The organism is Caulobacter sp. CCUG 60055 (assembly GCF_022750545.1).
Classification (GTDB): domain Bacteria; phylum Pseudomonadota; class Alphaproteobacteria; order Caulobacterales; family Caulobacteraceae; genus PUIC01.
This window is the reverse complement of sequence record NZ_PUIC01000008.1, coordinates 92,986-116,350: the sequence shown is the minus strand read 5'-3', so window position 1 is coordinate 116,350 and position 23,365 is coordinate 92,986. Positions and strand designations below refer to the sequence as shown.

Annotated in this window: 21 protein-coding genes and 1 tRNA gene; 10 read left to right on the top strand and 12 right to left on the bottom strand. The window is 70.0% G+C overall.

The window, feature by feature from the left end; genetic code table 11:
• The first annotated feature begins 47 nt into the window (after nucleotides 1–47).
• From C5708_RS12610 to C5708_RS12580, 7 genes are all read left to right on the top strand, one after another.
• Nucleotides 48–124: transfer RNA gene (locus C5708_RS12610), tRNA-Met, on the top strand.
• 223 nt (nucleotides 125–347) lie between these two features.
• A complete protein-coding gene (locus C5708_RS12605; RefSeq protein WP_242921621.1) occupies nucleotides 348–977 on the top strand; it encodes a hypothetical protein in 630 nt (209 codons plus the stop codon).
• On the top strand, nucleotides 974–1,507 hold the full coding sequence (locus C5708_RS12600; RefSeq protein WP_242921619.1) for a hypothetical protein: 534 nt from the start codon (nucleotides 974–976) through the stop codon (nucleotides 1,505–1,507). The genes C5708_RS12605 and C5708_RS12600 overlap by 4 nt, the downstream gene beginning before the upstream one ends.
• 132 nt (nucleotides 1,508–1,639) lie before the next feature.
• Nucleotides 1,640–2,668, top strand: coding sequence for a glycosyltransferase (locus C5708_RS12595; protein ID WP_242921617.1), 1,029 nt, complete (start codon nucleotides 1,640–1,642; stop codon nucleotides 2,666–2,668).
• On the top strand, nucleotides 2,668–4,398 hold the full coding sequence (asnB, locus tag C5708_RS12590) for an asparagine synthase (glutamine-hydrolyzing) (protein WP_242921615.1): 1,731 nt from the start codon (nucleotides 2,668–2,670) through the stop codon (nucleotides 4,396–4,398). The genes C5708_RS12595 and asnB overlap by 1 nt, the downstream gene beginning before the upstream one ends.
• Before the next feature lie 41 nt (nucleotides 4,399–4,439).
• Complete coding sequence (locus tag C5708_RS12585; protein ID WP_242921613.1) at nucleotides 4,440–5,666, top strand: PQQ-dependent sugar dehydrogenase; 1,227 nt, start codon at nucleotides 4,440–4,442, stop codon at nucleotides 5,664–5,666.
• A gap of 22 nt (nucleotides 5,667–5,688) precedes the next feature.
• Nucleotides 5,689–6,339 (top strand): hypothetical protein, encoded by a 651-nt coding sequence (locus C5708_RS12580; RefSeq protein ID WP_242921611.1) that lies wholly within the window; start codon nucleotides 5,689–5,691, stop codon nucleotides 6,337–6,339.
• A gap of 10 nt (nucleotides 6,340–6,349) precedes the next feature.
• Here the strand turns inward: C5708_RS12580 and C5708_RS12575 are convergent, their stop codons facing one another.
• From C5708_RS12575 to coxB, 11 genes are all read right to left on the bottom strand, one after another.
• On the bottom strand, nucleotides 6,350–7,465 hold the full coding sequence (locus C5708_RS12575; protein ID WP_242921609.1) for an NAD(P)/FAD-dependent oxidoreductase: 1,116 nt from the start codon (nucleotides 7,463–7,465) through the stop codon (nucleotides 6,350–6,352).
• Nucleotides 7,466–7,512: 47 nt separating this feature from the next.
• Nucleotides 7,513–8,778, bottom strand: coding sequence for a pitrilysin family protein (locus C5708_RS12570; protein WP_242921607.1), 1,266 nt, complete (start codon nucleotides 8,776–8,778; stop codon nucleotides 7,513–7,515).
• A gap of 4 nt (nucleotides 8,779–8,782) precedes the next feature.
• A complete protein-coding gene (gene thrC, locus C5708_RS12565; protein WP_242921606.1) occupies nucleotides 8,783–10,195 on the bottom strand; it encodes a threonine synthase in 1,413 nt (470 codons plus the stop codon).
• Nucleotides 10,195–10,929, bottom strand: a complete 735-nt coding sequence (locus tag C5708_RS12560; RefSeq protein ID WP_242921604.1) for an SURF1 family protein — start codon at nucleotides 10,927–10,929, stop codon at nucleotides 10,195–10,197. The genes thrC and C5708_RS12560 overlap by 1 nt, the downstream gene beginning before the upstream one ends.
• Nucleotides 10,919–11,281: a DUF983 domain-containing protein gene (locus tag C5708_RS12555; RefSeq protein WP_242921602.1), complete on the bottom strand. Its 363-nt coding sequence runs from the start codon at nucleotides 11,279–11,281 to the stop codon at nucleotides 10,919–10,921. Before C5708_RS12555 ends, C5708_RS12560 begins: the two co-directional genes overlap by 11 nt.
• Nucleotides 11,282–11,288: 7 nt before the next feature.
• Nucleotides 11,289–12,161: a cytochrome c oxidase subunit 3 gene (locus C5708_RS12550; RefSeq protein WP_242921600.1), complete on the bottom strand. Its 873-nt coding sequence runs from the start codon at nucleotides 12,159–12,161 to the stop codon at nucleotides 11,289–11,291.
• A 74-nt stretch (nucleotides 12,162–12,235) separates the two neighbouring features.
• Complete coding sequence (locus C5708_RS12545) at nucleotides 12,236–12,877, bottom strand: cytochrome c oxidase assembly protein (protein ID WP_242921597.1); 642 nt, start codon at nucleotides 12,875–12,877, stop codon at nucleotides 12,236–12,238.
• The gene (locus tag C5708_RS12540; RefSeq protein ID WP_242921596.1) at nucleotides 12,855–13,007 is read right to left on the bottom strand and encodes a hypothetical protein; all 153 of its coding nucleotides are present in this window, start codon (nucleotides 13,005–13,007) and stop codon (nucleotides 12,855–12,857) included. The genes C5708_RS12545 and C5708_RS12540 overlap by 23 nt, the downstream gene beginning before the upstream one ends.
• Nucleotides 13,004–13,993, bottom strand: coding sequence for a heme o synthase (gene cyoE / locus C5708_RS12535; protein WP_242921594.1), 990 nt, complete (start codon nucleotides 13,991–13,993; stop codon nucleotides 13,004–13,006). Before cyoE ends, C5708_RS12540 begins: the two co-directional genes overlap by 4 nt.
• Nucleotides 13,994–14,095: 102 nt before the next feature.
• Complete coding sequence (ctaD, locus tag C5708_RS12530; RefSeq protein WP_242921592.1) at nucleotides 14,096–15,748, bottom strand: cytochrome c oxidase subunit I; 1,653 nt, start codon at nucleotides 15,746–15,748, stop codon at nucleotides 14,096–14,098.
• A 23-nt stretch (nucleotides 15,749–15,771) separates the two neighbouring features.
• On the bottom strand, nucleotides 15,772–16,749 hold the full coding sequence (gene coxB, locus C5708_RS12525) for a cytochrome c oxidase subunit II (RefSeq protein ID WP_242921589.1): 978 nt from the start codon (nucleotides 16,747–16,749) through the stop codon (nucleotides 15,772–15,774).
• A gap of 405 nt (nucleotides 16,750–17,154) precedes the next feature.
• Here coxB and tldD point away from each other — a divergent pair, with 405 nt between their 5' ends.
• Together tldD and C5708_RS12515 are read left to right on the top strand one after the other, a co-directional pair.
• Nucleotides 17,155–18,579: a metalloprotease TldD gene (gene tldD / locus C5708_RS12520; protein ID WP_242921587.1), complete on the top strand. Its 1,425-nt coding sequence runs from the start codon at nucleotides 17,155–17,157 to the stop codon at nucleotides 18,577–18,579.
• Between the two features lie 109 nt (nucleotides 18,580–18,688).
• Nucleotides 18,689–20,734 (top strand): TonB-dependent receptor, encoded by a 2,046-nt coding sequence (locus C5708_RS12515; protein WP_242921585.1) that lies wholly within the window; start codon nucleotides 18,689–18,691, stop codon nucleotides 20,732–20,734.
• 79 nt (nucleotides 20,735–20,813) lie between these two features.
• Here the strand turns inward: C5708_RS12515 and C5708_RS12510 are convergent, their stop codons facing one another.
• Nucleotides 20,814–22,640, bottom strand: coding sequence for a peptide MFS transporter (locus C5708_RS12510; RefSeq protein WP_242921583.1), 1,827 nt, complete (start codon nucleotides 22,638–22,640; stop codon nucleotides 20,814–20,816).
• 195 nt (nucleotides 22,641–22,835) lie between these two features.
• Here C5708_RS12510 and C5708_RS12505 point away from each other — a divergent pair, with 195 nt between their 5' ends.
• Nucleotides 22,836–23,348, top strand: coding sequence for a DUF427 domain-containing protein (locus C5708_RS12505; RefSeq protein ID WP_242921581.1), 513 nt, complete (start codon nucleotides 22,836–22,838; stop codon nucleotides 23,346–23,348).
• Nucleotides 23,349–23,365: the final 17 nt, after the last annotated feature.

The following is a 23,365-nucleotide window of genomic DNA, read 5'->3' as shown; positions in this document are numbered from 1 at the left end:
ACGGGAATCACCCCCTATAACCCGGCGCTCCCAAACGCTGCTGTTGGGGCTGGGTAGCTCAGATGGTTAGAGCGGTGGATTCATAACCCACAGGTCGGCGGTTCGATCCCGCCCCCAGCTACCACCGCGCCGGACATCACCGTCCAGGCGCGGTCTTCATGAAGACCTGGCGGCGCGGCCTTCTTCCCCCTTGCGACCAGGCGGCGGCGACCGCCATTGACTCGCCCGGCGAGCGCCATGATTGTCGCCTATCGGAGGTTGCCCGGGCGACGGCCGACCGGCCCTGAGAGGCCGGCTCTCCCGCGCGCCGCCGCTTTTGTTCATGTCGCTCAGCTTCGGGAACCGCCATGCCGCATCTCGTCAGCAAGCAGACCTGGGGCACTATCGACTTCGACAGCGACACCGGCCGCATCTTCGTGCGGGAGGACTGGCTCTATAGCTGGAAGCTGTGGCCCGGCGCGGCCAAGGCCTGGACCTATCGCGAGAAGCGGACGGCGCATTCGCTGATCGACCGCTCGGTCTGGGCGATCTGGAGCAACCGCCTGGCGCTGAACGTGCGATCGAGAACCGGCCCCCCGCCCCGTTTCGGCGTGCGCGCGCCGGTCAATTTCGACGTGCGCTGGACGCTGCACAAGGGCGACTGGGCGGTGACGGTGTGGAAGATGCCGCCCGGCGCCGGGCCGACGCTCCATCGCTCGTTCGTCATGCCGTCGCAGCAGAGGATCGAGCTGAACACCGCCGACCTGCGGTTCCGATCGGCGGGCAACCAGGCGGGGGCGTGGAACCCGCATTTCGTCACGCCGCCGCACGAGTTCGCGCACACCATGGACAATCCGGACGAATACAACACCGGCAGTCCGTTCCTGGCGGACAGCGCCAGCCTGGTGAACATCGGGCGCGAGGTGCGCGCGCGGCACCTTCACCTGCTGGTCGACGCCCTCAACGCCCTGGTCCCCAAGCTCGAGTTCAGCGCTTGAGGCCCGGCGGCGGCGCGCTCGCGGCCCTGGCCTGCGCCATGGCCTCGGCGCCCGCCTGGGCGGACGCCCCGCCGGCCGCGCCGGCCGCAACCGTGTGTTCGCTGAGCGGCGAGGTGTGCGCCACGCGGGAGCCGGCGTCGCGCTCGACCGTGGTCTGGCGGCGCCTGCCGCGCGGCGGCCGGGCGACGCTCTGGCGGGCGGGCGTCCTTCCGGTCAACGTCCAGGTCAGCGACGACGGCCGCACCCTGGTCGAGCTCTATCCGGGGAGCAACCTTCTCGACGCGCGGGCCGGCCCCAGCGCCGTCGTGCTGACCTTCCACCATGCCGACCGCGCCCCGGCGACGGTCAGGCTCGATCAGGTGATCGCCCGGCCGGAGGCCCTGCCGCGCACGGAATCGAACCGCCTGTGGGCCAACGCCTACGGCTTCGACGCCGCCGGCCGCTATGTGCTCGAAACCGCCGAGGGCCGGCGCTTCCTCTTCGATCCGGCCACCGGCCGGCCGATCAAGGGCGCGCTGCTCCGCCCCTAAGCCGCCGACCCGCCGGCGGCGACCGCCATCGCCAACTTCGTCACCGATCGCCTTCCGTAGGTTCGGAACCCTGACCGGTCCGCGACGGCGGGCGCTCCCCCTCGCGGGGAAAGCAGGCTAGGTTCCGGCGCAATGAGCGTGCTTCATCTTCTGGGCTCGCCCGCCGACGGCGGGGCCGAAACCTATTTTACGAGCCTGGTGGGCGCCTTGGCGCGCGGGGGCGTGGATCAGGCCTGCGCCGTGCGCCGGCATGAGGGCCGCCTGCGCGCGCTGGAGACGGCCGGCGTTCCTGTGCGGCCGTTCCGGTTCGGCGGCCCGCTCGACCTGCTGACGACCCCGCGCATCGCCGCCTACGCCCGCGAACGCCGCGCCAAGGCCCTGGTCGCCTGGATGAATCGCGCCGGCGGCAAGGCGCCCCGCGGCCCCTGGGCCAGGATCGGCCGGCTCGGCGGCTATTACGACCTCAAATACTATCGCGGCTTCGACATGCTGGTGGGCAACACCCGCGACATCGTCGCCTGGATCGAGGCCCAGGGCTGGCCCGCCGACCGGGTGCGCTACATCCCGAACTTCGCCGCGCCGGCCGAGGACGTCGAGCCCCTGCTCCGCGCCGAGGCCGACACGCCCGAGAACGCGCCGCTACTGCTGGCCATGGGCCGGCTGCACGCGGTCAAGGCCCACGACGTCAGCCTGCGCGCCCTGGCCCAGTTGCCCGAGGCCTATCTGTGGATCGCCGGGGCCGGGCCGCTGGAAGGCGAGCTGAAGGCGCTGGCCAGGACGCTGGGGGTCGAAGGCCGCGTCCGCTTCCTCGGCTGGCGCGAGGACGCCTCGCGCCTCTACGCCGCCGCCGACGTCTGCCTGTTCCCCTCGCGCTACGAGCCGCTGGGCAATGTGGTGATCCAGTGCTGGGCGCACGGCCTGCCGGTGGTCGCCGCCGCGTCGCAGGGGCCGTCGGCCCTGATCCGGGACGAGGACGACGGCCTCCTGGTCCCGGTCGACGCCCCCGACGCCCTGGCGGCCGCGACGCGGCGGCTGCTCGACGATCCCATGCTGCGCATCCGCCTGATCCAGAAGGGCTTCGACCGCGTAGAGGGCGAGTTCTCCGAAGCCGCCGTGGTCGCCGAATGGTGCGACCTGTTCAACCGATACGGAGCCCTCTGATGTGCGGCATCGCCGGCGTCCTGCACGGATCGGCCTCCGCCCGGCCGCTGATCGAGACCCTGACCCATCGCGGCCCCGACGGCGTCAGGGTCGAGGCCGGCCCGGACTGGTCGATCGGCCACGCCCGCCTGTCGGTCATCGACCTGGAGGGCGGCTGGCAGCCCCTGCACGCGGCCGGCTCGACGATCATCGGCAACGGCGAGATCTACAACTATCTGGAGCTGGCCGAGACCTTCGGCCTCAAGGACCGCCTGGCCACCGGCTCGGACTTCGAGCCGCTGCTGCATCTCTACGCCCTGGAAGGGGAAAAGGCGTTCCAGCGGCTTCGCGGCATGTACGCCTTCTGCCTGGTCGGCCACGACGGCCGCACCTGGCTGGTGCGCGATCCGTTCGGCATCAAGCCGCTGTACTACGCCGAGGCGGGCGCCGGCCTGGCCTTCGCCTCCGAGCCGCGCGCCCTGCTCGCCGCCGGCTACGGCCGGCGCGCGACGGCGGCCGAGCGGGCCGAGGAGGTGCTCAGCCTCAACTATGCGCTGGGCGACGGCGCGACCATCTTCGAGGGTGTCCGCCGGTTGACGCCGGGCGAGATCGTCGAGGTCGTCGACGGCCGGATCGCGCCCCGCCCGGCCCGCCCGGCCCTGCCGCCCCCGGGCCGGCCGCGCGCCGACGACGAGGCCGAGGCCCTGGCCGCCCTCGACGCCGTGCTCGAGGACAGCGTCATGGTTCACCAGCGTTCGGACGTGCCCTACGGCCTGTTCCTGTCCGGCGGCGTGGACAGCGCCACCATCGCCACGGTGATGGCCCGCCTCAACGAACGGCCGGTGACGGCCTATACCTGCGGTTTCGACGCTCCGGGCGCGCGCGACGAGCGGGCCCAGGCCGAACGGGTGGCGACGGCGCTGGGCCTGGACTGGCGCGAGACCACCTTCGACGAACAGGACTTCTGGCGCATTCTGCCCCAGGTGGCCTGGGCGTTCGACGACCCGACCTGCGACTACGCCACGCTGCCGACCTTCAAGCTGGCCGAGGCCGCCAAGGGAACCTTGACCGTGGTGCTCAGCGGCGAGGGCGGCGACGAGCTGTTCGCCGGCTATGGCCGCTACCGCCGGGCCCTGCGGCCGGCCTGGCTGGGCGGCCGGGCGGCCGAGCCCCAGGTCGACGCAGGTTTCCTCAAGGACGGCGGCGCCGGCGCCCTGGCCCGCTGGCGGCGGGCGGCGGCGGAAGCCGCGCTTCCGGGCCGCACCCGCCTGCAGGCGGCCCAGGCGGCCGACGTCGCCACATGGCTGCCCAACGACCTGCTGCTCAAGCTCGACCGTTGCCTTATGGCCCACGGCCTGGAGGGGCGCACGCCGTTCCTCGACCCGGAGGTGGCGGCCTTCGCCTTCGACCTGCCCGACCGCTTCAAGGTGCGCGGCCGCTTCGGCAAGCACCTGTTGCGCCGCTGGCTTGAGCGGGCCTGCCCGGCCGCCGAACCCTGGGCCCGCAAGAAGGGCTTCACCGTGCCCGTCGCGGCCTGGATCGCCCCGCGCGCGGCCGACATGGCCTCCCGCGTCGCCGACAACGCCGGGATCGCCGCCCTGTGCGACCGCGACGCGGTCAGGGCCGCCTTCATCGACGACCGGAGCCCGGCGCGGCGCTGGCCGTTGCTGTTCTTCGCCCTGTGGCATTCGATCCACATCGGCGGCGCTTCTCCCGAGGAAGCCCTGGCGGAGATCGCGGGAACCGTGTGAGACTCGCCGGGATCGATGTCGGGGAGTCGGAAGGATTTCACATGCGCGCCGTTGCGGTATTCGCGCTGTCTCTGGCCTTGGCCGCCTGCGGCCAGCACGACTCTTCCTCGGCCAAGACCGCGCCGCCGCCCGGCGGACCGGTCGAGACCCAGCCTCCGAACGGCAAGGGCCAGTCGCCGGCCTTTCCCGGCCAGACCCGCGCCCCGCTACGCACCACCAAGACGGCCTTCGAGGTCCAGACCGTCGCCTCGGGCCTCGAGAATCCCTGGGGCCTGGCCTTCCTGTCGGACGGCCGGCTGCTGGTCACCGAACGGCCGGGCCGCCTGCGGCTCGTCGAGAAGGGCGGCGCGCTGTCGCCGCCGGTCGAGGGCCTGCCCGCCGTCGAGGCCAAGGAACAAGGCGGCCTTCTGGACCTGGCGCTCGATCCAGCTTTCGACCGCAACCACCTGATCTATTTCACCTATCTTGAACCGCGCCCCAAGGGCTCGGGGATAGCCGTCGCTCGCGGCAAGCTGATCCAGGCCGGCGGCAAGCCGCGACTGGAGGCGGTGAAGGTGATCTTCCGGGCCGAGCCCGGCGTCGAGGACGACAAGAACGTCGGCTCGCGCCTGGTGTTCGCGCCGGACGGCAACCTGTTCGTCACCATCGGCGACCGCTTCAAGACCCGCGACAAGGCCCAGACCCTGGACAACGACCTGGGCAAGGTGGTGCGCATCACTCCGGAGGGCGGCGTGCCGCCGGCCAACCCGTTCGTCAACAGGCCGGGAGCGCGGCCGGAGATCTGGTCCTATGGCCATCGCAACCCGGAAGCGGCGGCCATCAACCCCAAGACCGACCGGCTGTGGGTGATCGAGCACGGGGCCAAGGGCGGCGACGAGTTGAACATCCCGCAGGGCGGCAAGAACTATGGCTGGCCGGTGATCACCTACGGCGTCGACTATTCCGGCGCCCCGATCGGCGAAGGCACGCAAAAACCCGGCATGGAACAGCCGGCCTACTACTGGGACCCGGTGATCGCACCGTCCGGCATGGCCTTCTACGAGGGCGAGAAGTTCCCGGCCTGGAAGGGCAGCCTGTTCGTCGGTTCGCTGCGGGGCCGTCATCTCGCCCGCCTGACCTTGAACGGCGACCGGGTGGTCGGCGAGGAGCGGCTGCTGGTCGATCTGGGCGAGCGCATCCGCGATGTCCGCGTCGGGCCGGACGGCCTGATCTACCTCCTCACCGACAACCCCAAGGGCCGCATCCTGCGCCTGGCGCCCAAGGCCTGATTTCCCGTCCGCTGGAGTTCCCGTGCTTATCCGATCCCTGACCCGCGGCGCGATCGCCGTCCTCGCCCTCGCCGCCGCGACCACGGCCCAGGCCGAAGCCGCCGCCGACCTCAGCCCCGAGGCCCTCGCCCGCGCCGTCGAATGCAAGGACGGCGACGCCTACCGCGCCATCGGCGAAAGCATCTGGAGCCCGCAGCAGCCCAAGTGGCTGAAGTCGTCCGACCGGCCCGGCCAGCCGCTGGGCTATATGGAATACCGCGTCGAGGCGCCGCTGACCGTCTTCGGCCGGCCGGTCGACCACGTCGGCTTCCTGACCAACTGGGTGGTGATCGAACTGCCGCGCGACGAAGCCCTGGCCGTGGTCAAGGCCCAGGCCATGGAGCGGCTGCCGATCAGGATCGGCGAGCAGTACTACCGTTTCGTCGACGACGACCACGGGCCGATGATGGGCGTCTTCGAGCTAAGCAACGACGCCCTCCTCGCCCTGTTCGCGCCGAAGGCCCCGCGCGAGCAGGCCAAGACGCTGTTCGTCGGCTGCAATTACGGCCCGGTGTCGAAGGCTGAGTTCCTCGAGGCCGCGAGCCACGCCGACGCCGCCTCGGACAAGGCCGCCGCCGACGTCAAATCGATGATCGAGGACATGGCCAAGCCGAAGGCCAAGTCGAAGCCCTGACGCGGCGCGCTCACCCGGCCAGGCGGCGCGCGACCTCCTCGCCGAGGGCCAGCGAACTGGTCAGGCCGGGGCTCTCGATCCCGAACAGGGCGATCAGGCCCGGCAGGCCGTGCGCCTCGACGCCGTCGATGCGGAAGTCGAGCTGCGGCTCGCCGGGGCCGTGCAGCTTGGGGCGAATGCCGGCGTAGTCGGGGACAAGCGCCCCGTCCGGCAGGCCCGGCCAGAAATGGCGGACATAGTCGTAGAAGCCTTGGGCGCGGCCGGAATCGACCGTGTAGTCCTCGGTCTCGACATAGGCGAGGTCGGGGCCGAACCGGGCCTGGCCGCCCAGGTCGCGGCGATAGTGGACGCCGAGCGCGCCGGCGATCGGCGGCGGGTAGATCAGGCGAGAGAACGGCGCCTTGCCGCGCAGGGCGAAGTACACGCCCTTGCCTAGATGGCGGGCGGGGATGTCGGCCGGGGGGAAGCCCTCGATGGTCGCGGCGACCTCCTGGGCCTGGAGGCCGGGGGCCGTGACCAGCAGGCGGCAAGTCAGGCTGGTCTCCTCCGCCCCGCCGGCCCGCACCGAAAAGCCGCCGGCGGCCAGGGGCGTCGCGCCCAGGAACGGCGTTCCCACCACGACCGAGCCGCCGCGATCCTCGATCTCGCCCTGCAGGGCCAGCATGTAGCCGTGGCTGTCGAAGACGCCGCTCTCAGGCGACAGCAGGGCCATGACCGCCCGCACCTGCGGCTCCAGCGCCCGCGCCTCGGCCCCGGTCAGCCGCCGCATGTTCTCGACGCCGTTGACCGCCGCCTGTTCGCCGATGGCCTCGACCGCGGCGACCTGATCGTCGTTGGTGGCCACCACCAGCTTGCCGCACTTGTCGTAGGCGACATGGTGGTCGTCGAGGAAGGCGTAGAGCCGCCGCCGCCCCTCGACGCACAGCCGCGCCTTCAGCGAGCCGGTCGAATAGTAGAGGCCGGCGTGGACGACCTCGGAATTGCGCGACGAGACACCCTGGCCAATGGTCGGGCCCTTTTCGAGCACCAGCACCGACAGGCCGCGCCGCGCCAGGGCGTAGCCGCTGGCCAGGCCCACGGCGCCCGCCCCCACCACCACGGCGTCGAAATCGAACGATGCGCTCATGCGGTCAGCTTAGCGATGAGTCCCGCCATCGTCGCCGCCCTTCCCGTCTAGCCGAACAGGCCGCGCTCGAAGGCCTCGACCGCCGCGCCGGCCCGCTTGGGCCCCAGCACCGCCGCAGCCGACAGCGCGGGCGCCAGCAGGCGCTCGCCCAGGGCGGCCATGTCGGCCCGCGTCACGCCGTCGATCGCCTCGGCGATCTCGGCGGTGGCGAACAGGCGGTCGAACAGCAAGGTCTGGCCGGCGCCCTGCTCCGCCCGGGCCAGCGACGATTCCCGCGCCATGAACAGGTGGGCCTTGAGCTGGGCCTTGGCCCGAGCCAGCTCGGCCTCGCCGATCCCGGTCGCCAGGGCGCGGATCTCGTGGGCCGCGACCGTGGCGGCCTCGGCGGCGTTGGCGGCCTCGGCGCCGGCGTAGACGCCGAGCACGCCGCCGTCGGCGTAGGTGTCGGCGTAGGCGTCGATGTTGTAGGCGAGGCCGCGTTTCTCGCGCGCCTCCTGGAACAGGCGCGAGGACATCCCCCCGCCCAGCGCCTCGGCGAACAGGCGCAGGGCGAAATAGGCGTCGTCGCGCGCGCCGGGCGCCGGCAGGGCCAGCACCAGATGCGCCTGCTCCAGGCTGCGGCTCTTGGGCGCGCGGCCGCCGACGAAGACTGCCGCCTCGGGTTCGGCCAGGGGCCCGCTCGCCGCCTCCGCCCCGCCGAACCAGCGCTCGGTCAGGGCCAGCAGCTCGTCCTCGTCCACCGCGCCCGAGGCGCTGACCACGATCCGGTCGGGCGCATAAAGGCCGGCGCGGAAAGCGGCCAGGCTGTCCGGCGCGGCCACGCCGATGCTCTTGCGCGTGCCCAGGATCGGCCGGCCCAGCGAGGTGTCGCCAAAGGCGGCGGTCTGGGCGATGTCGAACACCAGGTCGTCGGGCGTGTCGGCCGCCTCGGCGATCTCCTGGGCGATGACGTCCTTCTCGCGTTCCAGGTCCCCGGCGTCCAGGGTCGGCCGCAGCAGCAGATCGGCGGTGACCGCCATGGCCAGCGGCAGGCCGCCCTTCAGCGCCCGGATCTGGAAGCTGGTGCGTTCATAGCCGGTGGCGGCGTTGATCTGGCCGCCCTCGGCCTCGATCGCCTCGACGATGTCGCGGGCCGAGCGCTCGCCCGCCCCCTTGAACACCATGTGCTCCAGCAGGTGCGACCAGCCCGAGGTCGCCGCCGTCTCCCAGCGCGCGCCGCGGCCGATCACCACCGACAACGCCAAGGTCTCCAGCCCGCCGACCGGATCGCTGACGATCCGCACGCCGTTGGCCAGGGTGTGAAGTCGCGCCAAGGGTCTAGGCCCCCACAAAGGCCCGGACGTAGGCTTTCGCCGCATCGACGTCGGCGGGCAGCCGGTCGAACCGTTCGGGCTTGTCGGCCAGGCCGCCGCCGGCGCGCGGCAGGGGCGGAACCACGCCGGCCGCCGCCTCGACCGCCTCGGGGAACTTGGCCGGATGGGCGGTGGACAGCACCACCAGCGGCGTCGCGCCGCTGGCCAGGGCGAAGCGCTGGGCCCCGGCCAGACCGACGGCGGTGTGCGGGTCGATCAGTTCGCCGGTCTCGTTGAACGTGGCCAGGATGGTGCGCGCGGTGTCGTGCTCGTCGACCGACGCGCCCCGGAACAGTTCGCGCATCGAAGCCAGGGCCGCCGGGGGAATCTCGATGGAGCCGGTCTCGGCGAAGGCGCGGAAGGCGCGGCCCGTCTCGACGCCGTCGCGCCGGACCGCCTCGAAATAGAGCCGCTCGAAGTTCGACGCGATCTGGATGTCCATGGCCGGGCTTTGGGTGGCCATCACCACGCCCCGGGCGTAGCGACCGTCCTCGATGGCGCGGGCCAGGATGTCGTTGCCGTTGGTGGCGATGACGATGCGTTCGATCGGCAGGCCCATCTTGTGCGCCACATAGCCGGCGAAGGCGTCGCCGAAATTGCCGGTGGGCACGGCGAAGCTGACCGGCCGGTGCGGCGCGCCCAGGGCGACGCCGGCGGTGAAGTAATAGACGGCCTGGGCGGCGATGCGGGCCCAGTTGATCGAATTGACCCCCGACAGGTCCACCGCCCGGCGGAACTGGTCGTCCAGGAACATGGACTTGACCATGGCCTGGCAGTCGTCGAACGAGCCCTGCACGGCCACGGTGCGGACGTTGGCGTCGGCGGCCGTGGTCATGAACCGGCGCTGGACCTCGCTGATGCGGCCGTCCGGGAACAGGGCGACGATGCGCACGTTGGCGCGACCGCGGAAGGCCTCGACCGCCGCCCCGCCGGTGTCGCCGGAGGTGGCGCAGACGATGGTCATGGTCCGCCGCTGCGCCGCCAGGGCCTTCTCGTAGAGCCGGGCGAGCAGTTGCATCGCCACGTCCTTGAACGCCAGGGTCGGGCCGTGGAACAGCTCCAGCAGCCAGAGGTTCGGATGCAGCTCGCGCAGCGGCGTCACGGCCGGATGGGTGAAGGTCGCATAGGCCTCGGCGCACATGCGGGCGACGTCGTCGCGGTCCAGCGCGTCGCCGGCGAACTTGCCGATCACGGCGGCGGCCACCTCGGCGTAGGGCCGCCCGGCGAAGGCGGCGATCTCCTCGCGGGTGAAGCTCGGCCATTGTTCGGGGACATAGAGGCCGCCGTCCGGGGCCAGCCCCGCCAGCACCGCGTCGAGGAAGCCGATGGCCGGGGTCTGCGCCCCCGCCGAGCCGGATCGGGTGGAGATGTAACGCATCAGGTCCTGAACCTACGCCAGAGCATGGCCGCATAGACGGCGAGCATCGCCCCGGCAAGGCCGAACCAGGTCAGGGCGTATTCGAGATGTCGATTGGGGATGTCGGCCGGCAGCGGCGCCGGCGTCGGGCCGAAACCGGCTGGCGCGGGCCGCTCCAGCATCAGGAACACCGGCGGCGCGGCGCCCGCGCCCAGCGCCCTGCTCATGGCCGCGACGTCGCGCCAGTACCAGACCCCGGCCCCCTGGGGATTGTCGGGCGTGACGAAGTTGCGCTTGTCGCCGGTCCGCAGCACGCCGACGACCGGTCCCGCCAGCCGGGGCGCGTCGGCCGTGGTCAACCGGCCGGCCACCTCCTGGGCGACGAACCCCCGGTCGACGAGAATCGCGGCGAAGTCGGCCCCCTGCAGCCGGCAGGCGGTGATGACGCGATAGCCGGCCTCGCCGTCGCGCACCGAGAACAGCTTGAGGAAGGGCGTGCGCTCGATGTCGGGGCAGTCGGCCTGGACCCGGACGAAATCGAGATCGAGATGATCGCGCGCCCGGCGCAGGACCGGACCCAGCGGCTCCGGCGGCGCGGCCTGCAGGGCGGCGATCCTGGCCAGCAGCGCGGCCTTCCATTGCAGGCGGTGCAACTGCCAGGCGCCCAGCCCGACCAGCACCGCCAGGGCGCAGACCGCGGCCGCCGTCAGGCCGACGGGAAAGCGCCGGGCCGCGGCCGCCTCGCTAGACGTCATCGCGGCCGGCTTCCGAAGCCCTGTGATGGAACTGCATGGCCAGCATCACGCCCTTGAACGGTCGCAGGAGGGCCAGCACCAGCACCGCCGTCAACGGCAGCCACACCAGAAGGTGCAGCCATACTGGCGGATGGGCGACCACCTCGGTGATCAGCGCGCCGAACCCGACGATGACGCCGACGATCAGAATGATGAACACCGCCGGCCCGTCTCCCGAGTCGGCGGCGCGCAGGTCGTAGCCACAGGCCTCGCAACGATCGGCCACCTTGAGGAAGCCCTCGAACAGGTGGCCTTCGCCGCAGTTGGGGCAGCGGCAGGCGAGGCCGGCCAGGACCGGGTTCACACCTGCCATGTCGAAATCAGCCCCGGCCGAAGATGACGTAGATGAAGGCGAACAGGAACAGCCACACCACGTCGACGAAGTGCCAGTACCAGGCGGCCGCCTCGAAGCCGAAGTGCTGCTTGGGCGTGAAGGCGCCGTTCATCAGGCGGATCAGGCAGACCGCCAGGAAGATGGTGCCGACGATGACGTGGAAGCCGTGGAAGCCGGTGGCCATGAAGAAGGCCGAGCCGTACAGGCCGGCGTTGGCGGCCTCTTCCGAGTAGAACAGCTTCTCGGTCAGGATGTGGTGGTATTCGTAGGCCTGGATGGCGGTGAACAGCACGCCGAGCACGACCGTGAGGATCAGGCCGGTCTTGGCGCCCTTGCGGTCGCCGGTCTGCAGGGCGTGGTGGGCCCAGGTGACCGTGGTGCCCGACAGCAGCAGGGTCAGGGTGTTGACCAGCGGCAGGTGCCAGGGCGACACCGTCTCGACGCCCTTGGGCGGCCAGGTGGCCCAGGCGGTGCGGACGTCCTCCAGCGCTTCATGGCCGCCGGTGCGGGCGCCGTGGAACAGCGCCATCTCGAAGAACACCCAGAACCAGGCGACGAAGAACATCACTTCCGAGGCGATGAACAGGATCATGCCGTAGCGCAGGCCGATCGAGACGACCGGGGTGTGGTCGCCCTCGTTGGCTTCCTTCACCACGTCGCGCCACCAGCCGAACATGGTGTAGAGCACGCCGGCCAGGCCGATCAGGAACACCGCCGGATTGTGCTTTTCGAGGCCGAACAGGCCCTTCATCCAGATCACGCCGCCGATGGCCATCACCAGAGCGAAGAACGAGCCGCTCAGCGGCCACGGGCTCGGGTTGACCAGGTGGTAGTCGTGTTTGACAGCTCCGTGCGCCATGTCGGCCTCAAGCCCCTCAGTCAATCAGCAGCCGCCCCCCTCAAGACGTCGGCCGCACAGGTTTCGTGGTTAGCCTATAGCCCCGCCTTCCGTGATCCGCCAAGGGCGTTTGCAGCCCCGGGCGGGTCGGATCGGGCCACCCTTTCCTGCGGCGGCGCGTCGGCGGCCGGGAAGAAGGTGTAGGACAGCGTGATCGTGGTCGCATCGCGGGTTTCGCGGTCCGACGCGAAGCGGGGATCGACGAAATAGACGACGGGAAACTCGACCGTCTGGCCCGGCTGGACCGTCTGGTCCTTGAAGCAGAAGCATTCGAGCTTCTGGAAGTAGGCGCCGGCCTGCTCGGGCACGACGTTGTAGGCGGCGCGCGCGGTCATCGGCGCGGTCCCGGTGTTGGTCACCCGGTAGAAGGCGAGGTTGGTGGCGCCGATCTTGACGACCTGGCTGGTCTGCTCGGCCTCGAACTTCCAGGGCAGCTTGCGGACGTTGGCGTCGAATCGAATCTCGACCGTCTTGTCCAGAACCTGCTGCGGCGCGGCCTCTGCCTTGCGCACGGCGCCGTTGAAGCCGGTGACCTGGCAGAACATCCGGTACAGCGGCACGGCGGCGTAGGCTGCGCCGATCATGCCGAAGAACACCACGCCGCAGACGACGGCGATGCGGAGGTTGCGCCGCCCCGCGACGGGCGGACGCCGATCAGAGGGGCTGGTGGGCGGCATTGGCGCCGAGCCTGACGACGGTGATCACGAAGACCAGCACCACGAAGGCGACGAGGCCCAGGGCCAGCACGACGTTGCGGCGACCGCGGGCCTTGGCGGCCTCGTCGCTCTCGGGCGCGGGGTGGGTCATGGGCGCAGGCTCCCTAAACCGAACACGTGCTCGACGAGCAGGGCCGCGAACAGCACGAAGAGATACAGGATGGAGAAGGCGAACAGGTTGCGGGCGTCCTTGGCCGCCGCCTTGACGTCGTAGAGCGCGCCCTGCGCGCCCTCGCGGTTGCGCGGATCGGCCGCCTCCCCCGCCCGGCTGCGGAACAGCCGCCAGGCCAGGACCAGGAACAGCAGGCCGCCAAGCCCAGCCACCGCCAGGTAGAGCGCCCCGCCCAGGCCGGTGAAGGCCGGCGCGACGCAGATCGGGATCAGCAGCAGGCTGTAGATCAGGATCTGCAGGCGGGTGGAGCGCGCGCCCTTGACCACCGGCATCATCGGCACGCCGACCTTGGCGTAGTCCTCGCTGGTGTAGAGCGACAGCGCCCAGAAATGCGGCGGCGTCCACATGAAGATGATAGCGCACAGCAGCCAGGCGTTCAGCGGCGCGGTCCCGGCGGCGGCGGCCCAGCCGATCACCGGCGGCAGGGCCCCGGCGAGGCCGCCGATGACGATGTTCTGCGCCGTCGAGCGCTTGAGCCACATCGTATAGACCACGGCGTAGAAGAAGATGGTGAAGGCCAGCAGGGCCGCGGCCAGCAGGTTGATCGCCAGGATCATCGTGCCGACCGACAGGATGCTGAGCGTGATCCCCAGGGCCAGGGCGTCGGCGCCCTGGACGCGGCCGGCGGGCACCGGACGGCCGCGCGTACGGCGCATGCGCGCGTCGATGTCGGCGTCGTACCACATGTTGAGGGACGCCGAGGCCCCCGCCCCCACCGCGATGCACAGGATGGCCACCGCCGCCAGCACCGGGTGCATCGGCCGGCCGGCGCAGATCAGGCCCGTCAGGCCGGTGAACACCACCAGCGACATCACCCGCGGCTTGAGCAGCGCCACGTAGTCCTGCCAGCGCGCCGGCGTCGCCCGGCCTTGCGGCTCGGCGGATGGGACGGCGGTGTCGGTCATCTTTCGCAAAATCGGCCTTGAGGTCTCTGTCACATGAGCGAAGGGCGCGGGACTGGAGGATGGCCCCCGGTCCCGCGCCCCCGCGTCGTACTATAGCCTAACTCAGTGGCTGTCGGCCTTGACGACCGGCAGTTCGCTGAACTGGTGGAACGGCGGCGGCGAGGACAGCGTCCATTCCAGGGTGGTCGCGCCTTCGCCCCACGGATTGGCCTCGGCCTTGCGGCGGCGGACGGCGGCTTCGAGCAGCACGATCAGGAACACGCCGACGCCGACGACGGTGATCGCATAGCCGATCGAGGAGACGTAGTTCCACTTGGCGAAGGCGGCCGGGTAGTCGACGTAGCGACGCGGCATGCCCTGCAGGCCCAGGAAGTGCTGCGGGAAGAAGATCAGGTTCACGCCGATGAACATGATCCAGAAGTGCAGCGCGCCGAGGAACTCGTTGTACTTCACGCCCCACATCTTCTCGAACCAGTAGTAGAAGCCGGCGAAGATGGCGAACACCGCGCCCAGCGACAGCACGTAGTGGAAGTGGGCGATGACGTAATAGGTGTCGTGCAGCGAGTAGTCGATGCCGGCGTTGGCCAGGACGACGCCGGTGACGCCGCCGACCGTGAACAGGAAGATGAAGCCGATCGCCCACAGCATGGGGGTCTTGAAGTCGATCGAGCCGCCCCACATCGTGGCGATCCACGAGAAGATCTTGATGCCGGTCGGCACGGCGATGATCATCGTCGCGGCCACGAAATAGGCCTGCAGATTGATGTCCATGCCCACCGCGTACATGTGGTGCGCCCAGACCAGGAAGCCGAGGAAGCCGATGGCGACCATGGCGTAGGCCATCGCCAGATAACCGAACACCGGCTTCTTGGAGAAGGTCGAGACCACGTGGCTGATGATGCCGAAGCCCGGCAGGATCAGGATGTACACTTCCGGGTGGCCGAAGAACCAGAACAGGTGCTGGAACATCAGCGGGTCGCCGCCGGCGGCGGGATCGAAGAAGTGGGTGCCGAAGTTGCGGTCGGTCAGCAGCATGGTGATGGCGCCGGCCAGCACGGGCAGCGACAGCAGCAGCAGGAACGACGTCACCAGCACCGACCAGGCGAACAGCGGCATGCGGTGGATGGTCATCCCCGGCGCGCGCATGTTGAAGATGGTGGTGATGAAGTTGATCGCGCCCAGGATCGAGCTGGCGCCGGCCAGGTGCAGCGACAGGATCGCCAGGTCCATGGCCGGGCCGGTGTGGCCCGTGGTCGACAGCGGCGGATAGATCGTCCAGCCGCCGCCGAAGCCGGTGCCCGGCCCGCCGTCGACGAAGGTCGAGGTGATCAGCAGCACGAAGGCGGCGACCAGCAGCCAGAACGAGATGTTGTTCATCCGCGGGAAGGCCATGTCCGGCGCGCCGATCATCAGCGGCACGAACCAGTTGCCGAAGCCGCCGATCATGGCCGGCATGACCATGAAGAAGATCATGATCAGGCCGTGGGCGGTGGCGACGACGTTATAGCCGTGGTGCCCCTTGAACAGGCCAAGTTGACCGAACAGGCCGGTCTCCTTGAACACCTGGATGCCCGGCTCGGCCAGCTCCCAGCGGATCAGGCCCGACAGGGCGCCGCCGATGATCCCCGCCATGATGGCGAACAGGATGTACAGCGTGCCGATGTCCTTGTGGTTCGTCGAGAAGAACCAGCGGGTGATGAAAGGCGGCTTGTGGTCACTGTCGTGGTGACCGGCGTGTGCGGATGCGGTTGCCATGGTCTTGAAACTCTCTCGAACCGTCAGTTCAGAACGACGGGCTTGGCGCCCGCGTCGTTCTGAGCCGTCTTTTGCGGAGCCGCGGGAGCGGCCGCCGGCGCCTTGGCGGGCGCGGCGGGGGCCGCTGCGGGAGCGGGCGTGGCCGGGGCCGCGGCGGTCGCGGCGGCCGGCGTCGCCTTCGGCGCGGCGGCCGCGCCGTGCTGGGCGACCCAGGCGTCGAAGTCGGCCTGGCTGACCACGCGGATCTCGATCGGCATGAAGGCGTGGTTGACGCCGCAGAGCTGGTCGCACTGGCCGTAGAACACGCCGGTCTTTTCGGCCTTGAACCAGGTCTGGTTCAGGCGGCCTGGGATGGCGTCGGTCTTGAGGCCGAAGGCGGGAACGCCGAAGTCGTGGATCACGTCGGCGCCGGTGATCTGCACGCGGACGACCTTGCCGACCGGGACGACCATGGCGGCGTCGGCGGCCAGCAGGTAGGGAACGTTCTTGGCCTTGGCGTCGGCCTCGGTCAGCGGGTTGGAGGTGAACTCGCTGATCTTCTGGTCGGGATATTCGTAGCCCCAGTACCACTGGTAGCCGGTGACCTTCACGGTCAGGTCGGCCTTGGGCATGTCGTGATAGGCGAACAGCAGCTTGAACGAGAAGATGGCGATGACCATCAGGATCAGGACCGGCACCGCCGTCCAGATCACCTCGAGCGGCGTGTTGTGGCTCCACTTGGCGGGGGTCGGATTGGCCCGCTTGTTGAAGCGCACGATGCAGATCAGCAGCAGCACCAACACGAACAGCGTGATCGCCGCGATGATCGGCAACAGGATCACATTGTGGAAGAAAATGGCGTCGTGTTTCAGCGGCGAATACGCCGGTTGAAGACCCATCCCCCCCGCCGTCGGCGCGCCGACGACGTCTTCAGCCCAAGCCTGCGCCCCCAGCGCGGCCGTGACGGTCGCGGCGGCGATGCCCGCCGCAAGCCTACGCATCCCCATTCTCGAAGCCTTCATGTCCCTCACGGCTCAATCTGCGGCCGACTGGCGCGGGCGACTCCCGCCTCATCGACCGACATGACCCAGAAATCCCGCCGACTCCAGCGTCAATTTGCACGCCGAAACCCGCGCAGAATCCCGGAGCCCTCCCGTTGATCTACGACTGCGGCGGTCAATACGCGCTCTCCCCAGGCTTGCCAAGCGGTTGCGCCGCCATCGGCCGGACATGTTTCGGCGATCGCCGTTTGGCGGCCGCCGGGGCCGAAATCCCCGCCGGTCCCGGCCTCGGGGGGCGGGCCGCGACGACGCCTCGCCGCCCGCCTTGCCGTCGGCGAGGCCCCCCACGATCTAAGAAGACGCGCCGGATACGGGCGTCCGGCCTGGACGCCCGCCCCGCGATCGTCCGATATTGAGCCCATGACCATGCACAGTTCCGCCCCGTCCGTCCTTGAAGCCTCCGGCGTGCCGGCCGAGCGCGCCCGCGAAATCCTGTCGCAGGCCCTGGCCGGCGCCGACGACGGCGAGTTGTTCGTCGAGCGCTCCGAAAGCGAATCGTTCCTGTTCGACGACGGGCGCCTGAAATCGGCCGCCTACGATTCCGGCGAAGGCTTCGGCCTGCGGGTGGTCGCGGGCGAGACCGCCGGCTACGCCCACGCCGCCGAGATCTCCGAGGCCGCCCTGAAGCGCGCGGCGGGTTCCGCCGCCCTGGCCAAGCGCGGCCACGCCGGCGTGTCGGCCGAGGGGCCGCGCGCCACCAACGCCAAGCTTTATGGCGAGGACGATCCCCTCGCCTCGCCGGCCTTCTCGGACAAGGTCGCCCTGCTCCAGGAGATCGACGCCTTCGCCCGCGCCCGCGATCCGCGCGTGGTCCAGGTGATGGCCAGCCTGGCCGGCGAGCGGCGCACGGTCGAGATCCTGCGCGCCGACGGCCGCCTGCTGCGCGACGTGCGCCCGCTGGTGCGGGTCAACGTCCAGGTGACGGTGGAGAAGGACGGCCGGCGCGAGACCGGCTCGGCCGGCGCCGGCGGCCGCGCCGGCTTCGAGGCCTGGATTTCGCCGGACAAGTGGCGGGGCCAGGTCGACGAGGCCCTGCGCCAGGCCCTGGTCAACCTGGAGGCCGCCCCCTGCCCGGCCGGCGAGATGGACGTGGTGCTGGGGCCGGGCTGGAACGGCGTGCTGCTGCACGAAGCCGTCGGCCACGGCCTGGAAGGCGACTTCAACCGCAAGGGCGTCTCGGCGTTCTCGGGCCGAATCGGCGAGCGGGTGGCCGCCCCCGGCGTCACCGTCTTCGACGACGGCTCGATCCTCGGCCGGCGCGGCTCGCTGACCATCGACGACGAGGGCACGCCCACCGAACGCACCATCCTGATCGAGGACGGCGTCCTGGTCGGCTACATGCACGACAGGATGAGCGCACGCCTGATGGGCATGAAGCCGACCGGCAACGGCCGCCGCCAGTCCTACGCCCACATGCCGATGCCGCGCATGACCAACACCGGCATGCTGGCCGGCGACCACACGCGCGAGGAGATGATCGCCTCGATGAAGCGCGGCCTCTATTGCGCCAACTTCGGCGGCGGTCAGGTCGACATCACCAACGGCAAGTTCGTCTTCCAGTGCACCGAGGCCTATCTGGTCGAGGACGGCGTGATCACCACGCCGGTGAAGGGGGCCACCCTGATCGGCGACGGCCCCTCGGCCCTGACGCGGGTGACCATGATCGGCGACGACTTCTGCTTCGACCCCGGCGTCGGGGTGTGCGGCAAGTCCGGTCAGGGCGTGCCGGTCGGCGTCGGCCAGCCGAGCCTGAAGATCACAGGGCTGACGGTCGGCGGCACCGGGGTCTGAGCGGCGGACCTGTCGAAGATTTAACCCACATTTCGGTTCTGTAACTGGCGCCGAACCGGCGCCATGCCCGAGGCTTCCTTCCAGAAACGACCTGGAGGGGAACACGGGCATGACATTGGCTATCTTTCTAGGGGCGCTGGCCGCCGCCACGCCGGCCGCCGCCGACGCGCCGGCCCAGCCCCCTGCGCCGGCGGCCGAGGCCGGCCAGGCGGTCATCAGCTATCCGGCCTCGTTCTTCGCCGCCGCCCAGGCCAACACGGCGCGCGACATGATCGGCCGGCTGCCGGGCTTCGTCTTCGACGACGGCGACAGCGTGCGCGGCTTCGCCGGCGCGGCCGGCAACGTGCTGATCGACGGCGCCCGCCCGACCAGCAAGAACGACGACCTCGACTCGATCCTGCGACGGGTGCCGGCCAGCCAGGTCGAGCGCATCGACGTCATCCGCGGCGGCGCGGCGGGCATCGACATGCAAGGCAAGACGGTCGTGGCCAACGTCGTGCGCAAGACCGGCTCGTCGGTCACCGGCCTGATCCACATCGCCGACAACCTCGTGGTCAACGACGGGCGCCACATCCCGACCCTGCGGCTGGAGACGACGCGGCGCGACGGCCCCCGCGCTCTGGAGGCCTCGCTGACGGTGAGCGGCTATATCGACGACAGCGACGGCGACGGCCGGCGCGTGCAACGTGTCCCCGGAGGCGGACCGCCCACCCTCGTCTCCCACGTCAACACCGAGGGCAACGGCCAGCAGATCATCGCCACGGCGGCCTACGAGACGCCGCTGATGGGCGGCTCCCTGCGCATCAACGGCCAGCTGTTCCACGACCGCTTCACCTATGACGAGATCGTCGACGACCACGGCCCGCCGGGCGGCTCGGTCGAACACGACCGCCAACCCAAGGACCAGGCCGAGTTCGGCGCCCGCTACAGCCGGGCCCTGACCGCGCGCGCCTCGATCGAGGCGCTATTCATCCAGCAGCTGCAGGAGGAACGCTATCGTTCCGACTTCGAAGAGCCCGGCTCCGCGGCGCTGTTCAACGAACATCACACCAACGGCGAGAGCATCGCCCGCGCCGTCCTGACCTACCGCGCCAACGGCAAGCTGACCTTCAAGACCGGCGGCGAGTTCGCCTACAACTGGCTCGACAGCGACACTCGCTACGCCGTCAACGGCGTCCCCGTCCCCTTGCCGGCCGCCAATGTCGAGGTCACCGAAAAGCGGGGCGAGGTCTTCGGCCAGGCGACCTGGAGCGCGACGCCCAGCCTGAACGTCGAGGCGGGCATGCGGTTCGAGTTCTCGACCATCGCCTCCAGCGGCGACGTCGTGCTGGAGAAGAGCCTCTATTTCGCCAAGCCCCGCCTGGCGGTGACCTGGTCGCCGAACGACCGCAACCAGTTCCGGGCGCGGATCGAGCGCGAGGTCAGCCAGCTCGACTTCAACGACTTCGTCGCCTCGCAGTCGCTCAACACCGGCGCGGTGCGGGCCGGCAACCCCAACCTCGATCCGCAGGAGGCCTGGGTCTACGAGGCCGCCTACGAGCGGCGGTTCTGGGGCAGCGGGGCGGCCACCGTCACCATCCGCCACTCGGACCTGACCAACGTCGTCGACCGGGCGCCGATCTACGATCCCTCGGGCGCGGTCTACGACGCCCCGGGCAACATCGGCGAGGGGACCAAGGACGAGCTGATGCTCAACCTCACCCTGCCGCTGTCGCGGTTCGGCGTGAAGAACGGCCTGCTGCGCGGCCAGGGCACCTGGCGCTGGTCCGAGGTGACCGACCCGGCCACCGGCCGCACGCGCGAGATCACCAAGCTCAAGCCGCTGGAATGGGAAGGCCATTTCAGCCAGGACCTGCCGCGCTGGAAGGCGACCTGGGGGCTCGACGCGTTCAGCGCCTGGCGGCAGACCTATTATCGGCTGACCGAAATCGAGGACGACAAGCTGCGCACCTGGGTGGTGCTCTACGCCGAGGTGCGCCCCCGGCGGGACCTGTCGTTGCGGGCCGAGATCGACAACCTGTTCTCTCGCGGCTACGAGCGCATCCTCCAGGAATACGCCGGCCCGCGCGGCTCCAATCCGCTGGTCAGCACCGACACCCGCGAACTCAAGTTCGGCCCGGAGATCTATCTGCGGGTGCGCAAGACCTTCGGCTGACGTCCAGGCCGCAAATGTCGGCGGCGGATGCGGAAAGGGCCCCGGATCGCTCCGGGGCCCCTGGTCGTTCCGCGGCCCGTCAGGCGCCGGGCTTGGACGGCGCGGGCTCGAGGCCGGCGGCCTCGATCTCCTCGGCCGTGCGGTTCTTGTCGACGCCGTGCGCCCAGCGCTTGAGCACCGGGCTGAGCAGCAGCAGCAGGGCGCCCAGGCCGACGCCCCAGAAGCCGATCATCCGGAAGACGCCGACATAGGTCTCCAGCGCCTTGGCCGGATCGAGCACCACGCCGGCGACGGTCTCGGCGGCGGTGAGCTGGGCGACGAGGCCCGCCACCATCTGGCCGCCCGAAGTGCCCAGGAACCAGGTGGCCATGATCGTGGCCACAACCGCCGCAGGCGACAGCTTGGTCATCCACGACAGGCCGACCGGCGACAGGCACAGCTCGCCCGTGGTGTGCAGCAGATAGGCCAGCAGCAGGAACATCAGCGGCACCCGGTGGTCGGCGTCGGCGAAGCTCGAACCCCAGACCAGCACGAAGAAGCCCAGGCCGACCTGCAGCAGCGCCAGGCCGAACTTCACCACCGGGTTGGGATCGGCCCCGCGCCGGCCCAGGAAGGCCCATAGCGCCGAGAACACCGGCGCGAACAGCAGGATGAAGAACGGGTTGAACGCCTGGGTCTGGGCCGCCGCCAGGTTCTGCGTGGCCGAGATGGCTAGTTGGGTGTTGCGCTGGGCGAACTGGTTCAGCGACGAGCCGGCCTGCTCGAACAGGGCCCAGAACACCACCGAACCCAGGATGAGGGTCAGGGCGAGCATCAGCCGCTCGCGCTCGACCTTGGTGCATTTCATCGTCATGAACCAGCCCAGATAGGCCAGGGTGGCGGCCGAACCGGCCAGCAGGATGTAGCCGACCACGGCGTTGCGCTGGACCAGGAAGAACACCACCGCCAGGCCGAGAAGGCTGAGCAGGTAGATCGACCATTCGAGGTTGATCGGCCCCGCCACCGGCTTGGCCAGCTTGACCGGGTCCGGCGGCTCGCCCTTGCCCATCAGCAGCGGCTTGCCCAGCACGAAGACCACGAAGCCGGCCAGCATGCCGACCCCGGCCATGCCGAAGCCCGCCCACCAGCCGACCTTCTCGCCGAGCAGCCCGCAGAGCAGGCCCGCCCAGAACGAGCCGAGATTGATGCCGTAGTAGAACAGGGTGAAGCCGGGGTCCCGGCGCGGGTCGCGCTCGGGGTAGAGCTGGCCGACGATGGCCGAGATGTTCGGCTTGAGGAAGCCGACGCCCAGCACGATCAGCGACAGGGCCAGATAGAAGATGTTGACATAGAGCGGGTCGCGTTCCTGGACGCTCAGGCTGTAGGAGCCCTTGGGCAGGACGGAGGGCAGCGGCGAGGCCGCGGGCAGGTCTTTGATCTGCAGGCCGCCATCGGCCGCGGGGGCGTAGTCGTAGAGCTTGTCGTCGACCTTCAGGCGAACGTGCCGCGAATCGCCGCGCCCTTCGACGTTGAACACGTACTGGCGCTCGCCATAGTGCAGGACCTGGGTGGCCGGCTTGCCCTCGATGCCCATGGTCATGTGGCCGACGACGAGCAGCAGCGCCCCGAAAACGATGGCCTTGCGGGTGCCCAGGAACCGGTCGGCGACGAAACCGCCGACCAGCGGCGTCAGATAGACCAGCGCGGTGTAGGCGCCGTACTGCCCCTGGCTGAATTTGTCGTCGAACAGGAATTGCTGCGTCAGGTAGAAGATCAGCAGCCCGCGCATGCCGTAGTAGGAAAACCGCTCCCACATCTCGGCGAAGAAAAGCACGACGAGACCGCGCGGATGTGATCGCAATTGGAGCACCACCGGGATTGCTGTCACCACCGTGACCGCGATCCCCAGCATCATTACCCAATTCATATTTGGAAGGCCCTAATTCTGATGCGTTTCGACGGTGGGCCGGCGCGATCTTAAGATCAAAACGCCCCTAACCCCCGCGTTTGGGGGCAGAGAACCATGCGATAGAATGTTTCACAAGCATGGCGTCGCCGGACGCCGCCCACGGAACCCAGGCGCGGGCTTCGCGCGTTCTCCAGGCGCCGACGGAGATATCCGATGATGAAGACCCCCGGTCCCGACCACCCCATCACCATCGCCTGGAACCCGAAGCGCGTGCGCGTGCTCTACGCCGGCCACATCCTCGCCGACACCGCCAACGCGCTGACCCTCAAGGAGGCCGGCTACAAGCCCGTGCAGTACATCCCCCGCGAGGACGTCGAGATGGAGGTGCTGGCCAAGACCGACCGCCGCACCCATTGCCCCTACAAGGGCGAGGCGTCGTACTACCGGATCTTCCGCGACGGCCGGTTCGCCGAGGACGCCGTGTGGAGCTACGAGGCCCCCTACCCCGCCGTCGAGGCTATACGCGGCCTGCTGGCCTTCTATCCCGATCAGGTCGAAATCCACGAGATCGACGAAGGCCGCACGGCCGACGACGTGCGCGCGGCGGTCGAACACACCGATTCCGGAGCCGGCTCCAGCCAGCTCGACCACTGGGCGGCCAATGTCGACATGCCCGGCGAGGAGGCCGGCGAGTACGAGGATTCCGACGACATCCGCTCCAGCTAGGCCGCCGGCGCGCCGCC

Excerpts from the sequence above, each read along its gene's own strand:
- C5708_RS12555 (WP_242921602.1), bottom strand. The coding sequence starts at position 11,281 with ATGGCAGGTGTGAACCCGGTCCTGGCCGGCCTCGCCTGCCGCTGCCCC.
- C5708_RS12595 (WP_242921617.1), top strand. The coding sequence starts at position 1,640 with ATGAGCGTGCTTCATCTTCTGGGCTCGCCCGCCGACGGCGGGGCCGAA.
- thrC (WP_242921606.1), bottom strand. The coding sequence starts at position 10,195 with ATGCGTTACATCTCCACCCGATCCGGCTCGGCGGGGGCGCAGACCCCG.
- C5708_RS12605 (WP_242921621.1), top strand. The coding sequence starts at position 348 with ATGCCGCATCTCGTCAGCAAGCAGACCTGGGGCACTATCGACTTCGAC.
- C5708_RS12510 (WP_242921583.1), bottom strand. The coding sequence starts at position 22,640 with ATGAATTGGGTAATGATGCTGGGGATCGCGGTCACGGTGGTGACAGCA.
- C5708_RS12560 (WP_242921604.1), bottom strand. The coding sequence starts at position 10,929 with ATGACGTCTAGCGAGGCGGCCGCGGCCCGGCGCTTTCCCGTCGGCCTG.
- C5708_RS12540 (WP_242921596.1), bottom strand. The coding sequence starts at position 13,007 with ATGACCCACCCCGCGCCCGAGAGCGACGAGGCCGCCAAGGCCCGCGGT.
- tldD (WP_242921587.1), top strand. The coding sequence starts at position 17,155 with ATGCACAGTTCCGCCCCGTCCGTCCTTGAAGCCTCCGGCGTGCCGGCC.
- C5708_RS12505 (WP_242921581.1), top strand. The coding sequence starts at position 22,836 with ATGATGAAGACCCCCGGTCCCGACCACCCCATCACCATCGCCTGGAAC.
- ctaD (WP_242921592.1), bottom strand. The coding sequence starts at position 15,748 with ATGGCAACCGCATCCGCACACGCCGGTCACCACGACAGTGACCACAAG.
- C5708_RS12575 (WP_242921609.1), bottom strand. The coding sequence starts at position 7,465 with ATGAGCGCATCGTTCGATTTCGACGCCGTGGTGGTGGGGGCGGGCGCC.
- cyoE (WP_242921594.1), bottom strand. The coding sequence starts at position 13,993 with ATGACCGACACCGCCGTCCCATCCGCCGAGCCGCAAGGCCGGGCGACG.
- C5708_RS12515 (WP_242921585.1), top strand. The coding sequence starts at position 18,689 with ATGACATTGGCTATCTTTCTAGGGGCGCTGGCCGCCGCCACGCCGGCC.
- asnB (WP_242921615.1), top strand. The coding sequence starts at position 2,668 with ATGTGCGGCATCGCCGGCGTCCTGCACGGATCGGCCTCCGCCCGGCCG.
- C5708_RS12550 (WP_242921600.1), bottom strand. The coding sequence starts at position 12,161 with ATGGCGCACGGAGCTGTCAAACACGACTACCACCTGGTCAACCCGAGC.
- coxB (WP_242921589.1), bottom strand. The coding sequence starts at position 16,749 with ATGAAGGCTTCGAGAATGGGGATGCGTAGGCTTGCGGCGGGCATCGCC.
- C5708_RS12585 (WP_242921613.1), top strand. The coding sequence starts at position 4,440 with ATGCGCGCCGTTGCGGTATTCGCGCTGTCTCTGGCCTTGGCCGCCTGC.
- C5708_RS12545 (WP_242921597.1), bottom strand. The coding sequence starts at position 12,877 with ATGCCGCCCACCAGCCCCTCTGATCGGCGTCCGCCCGTCGCGGGGCGG.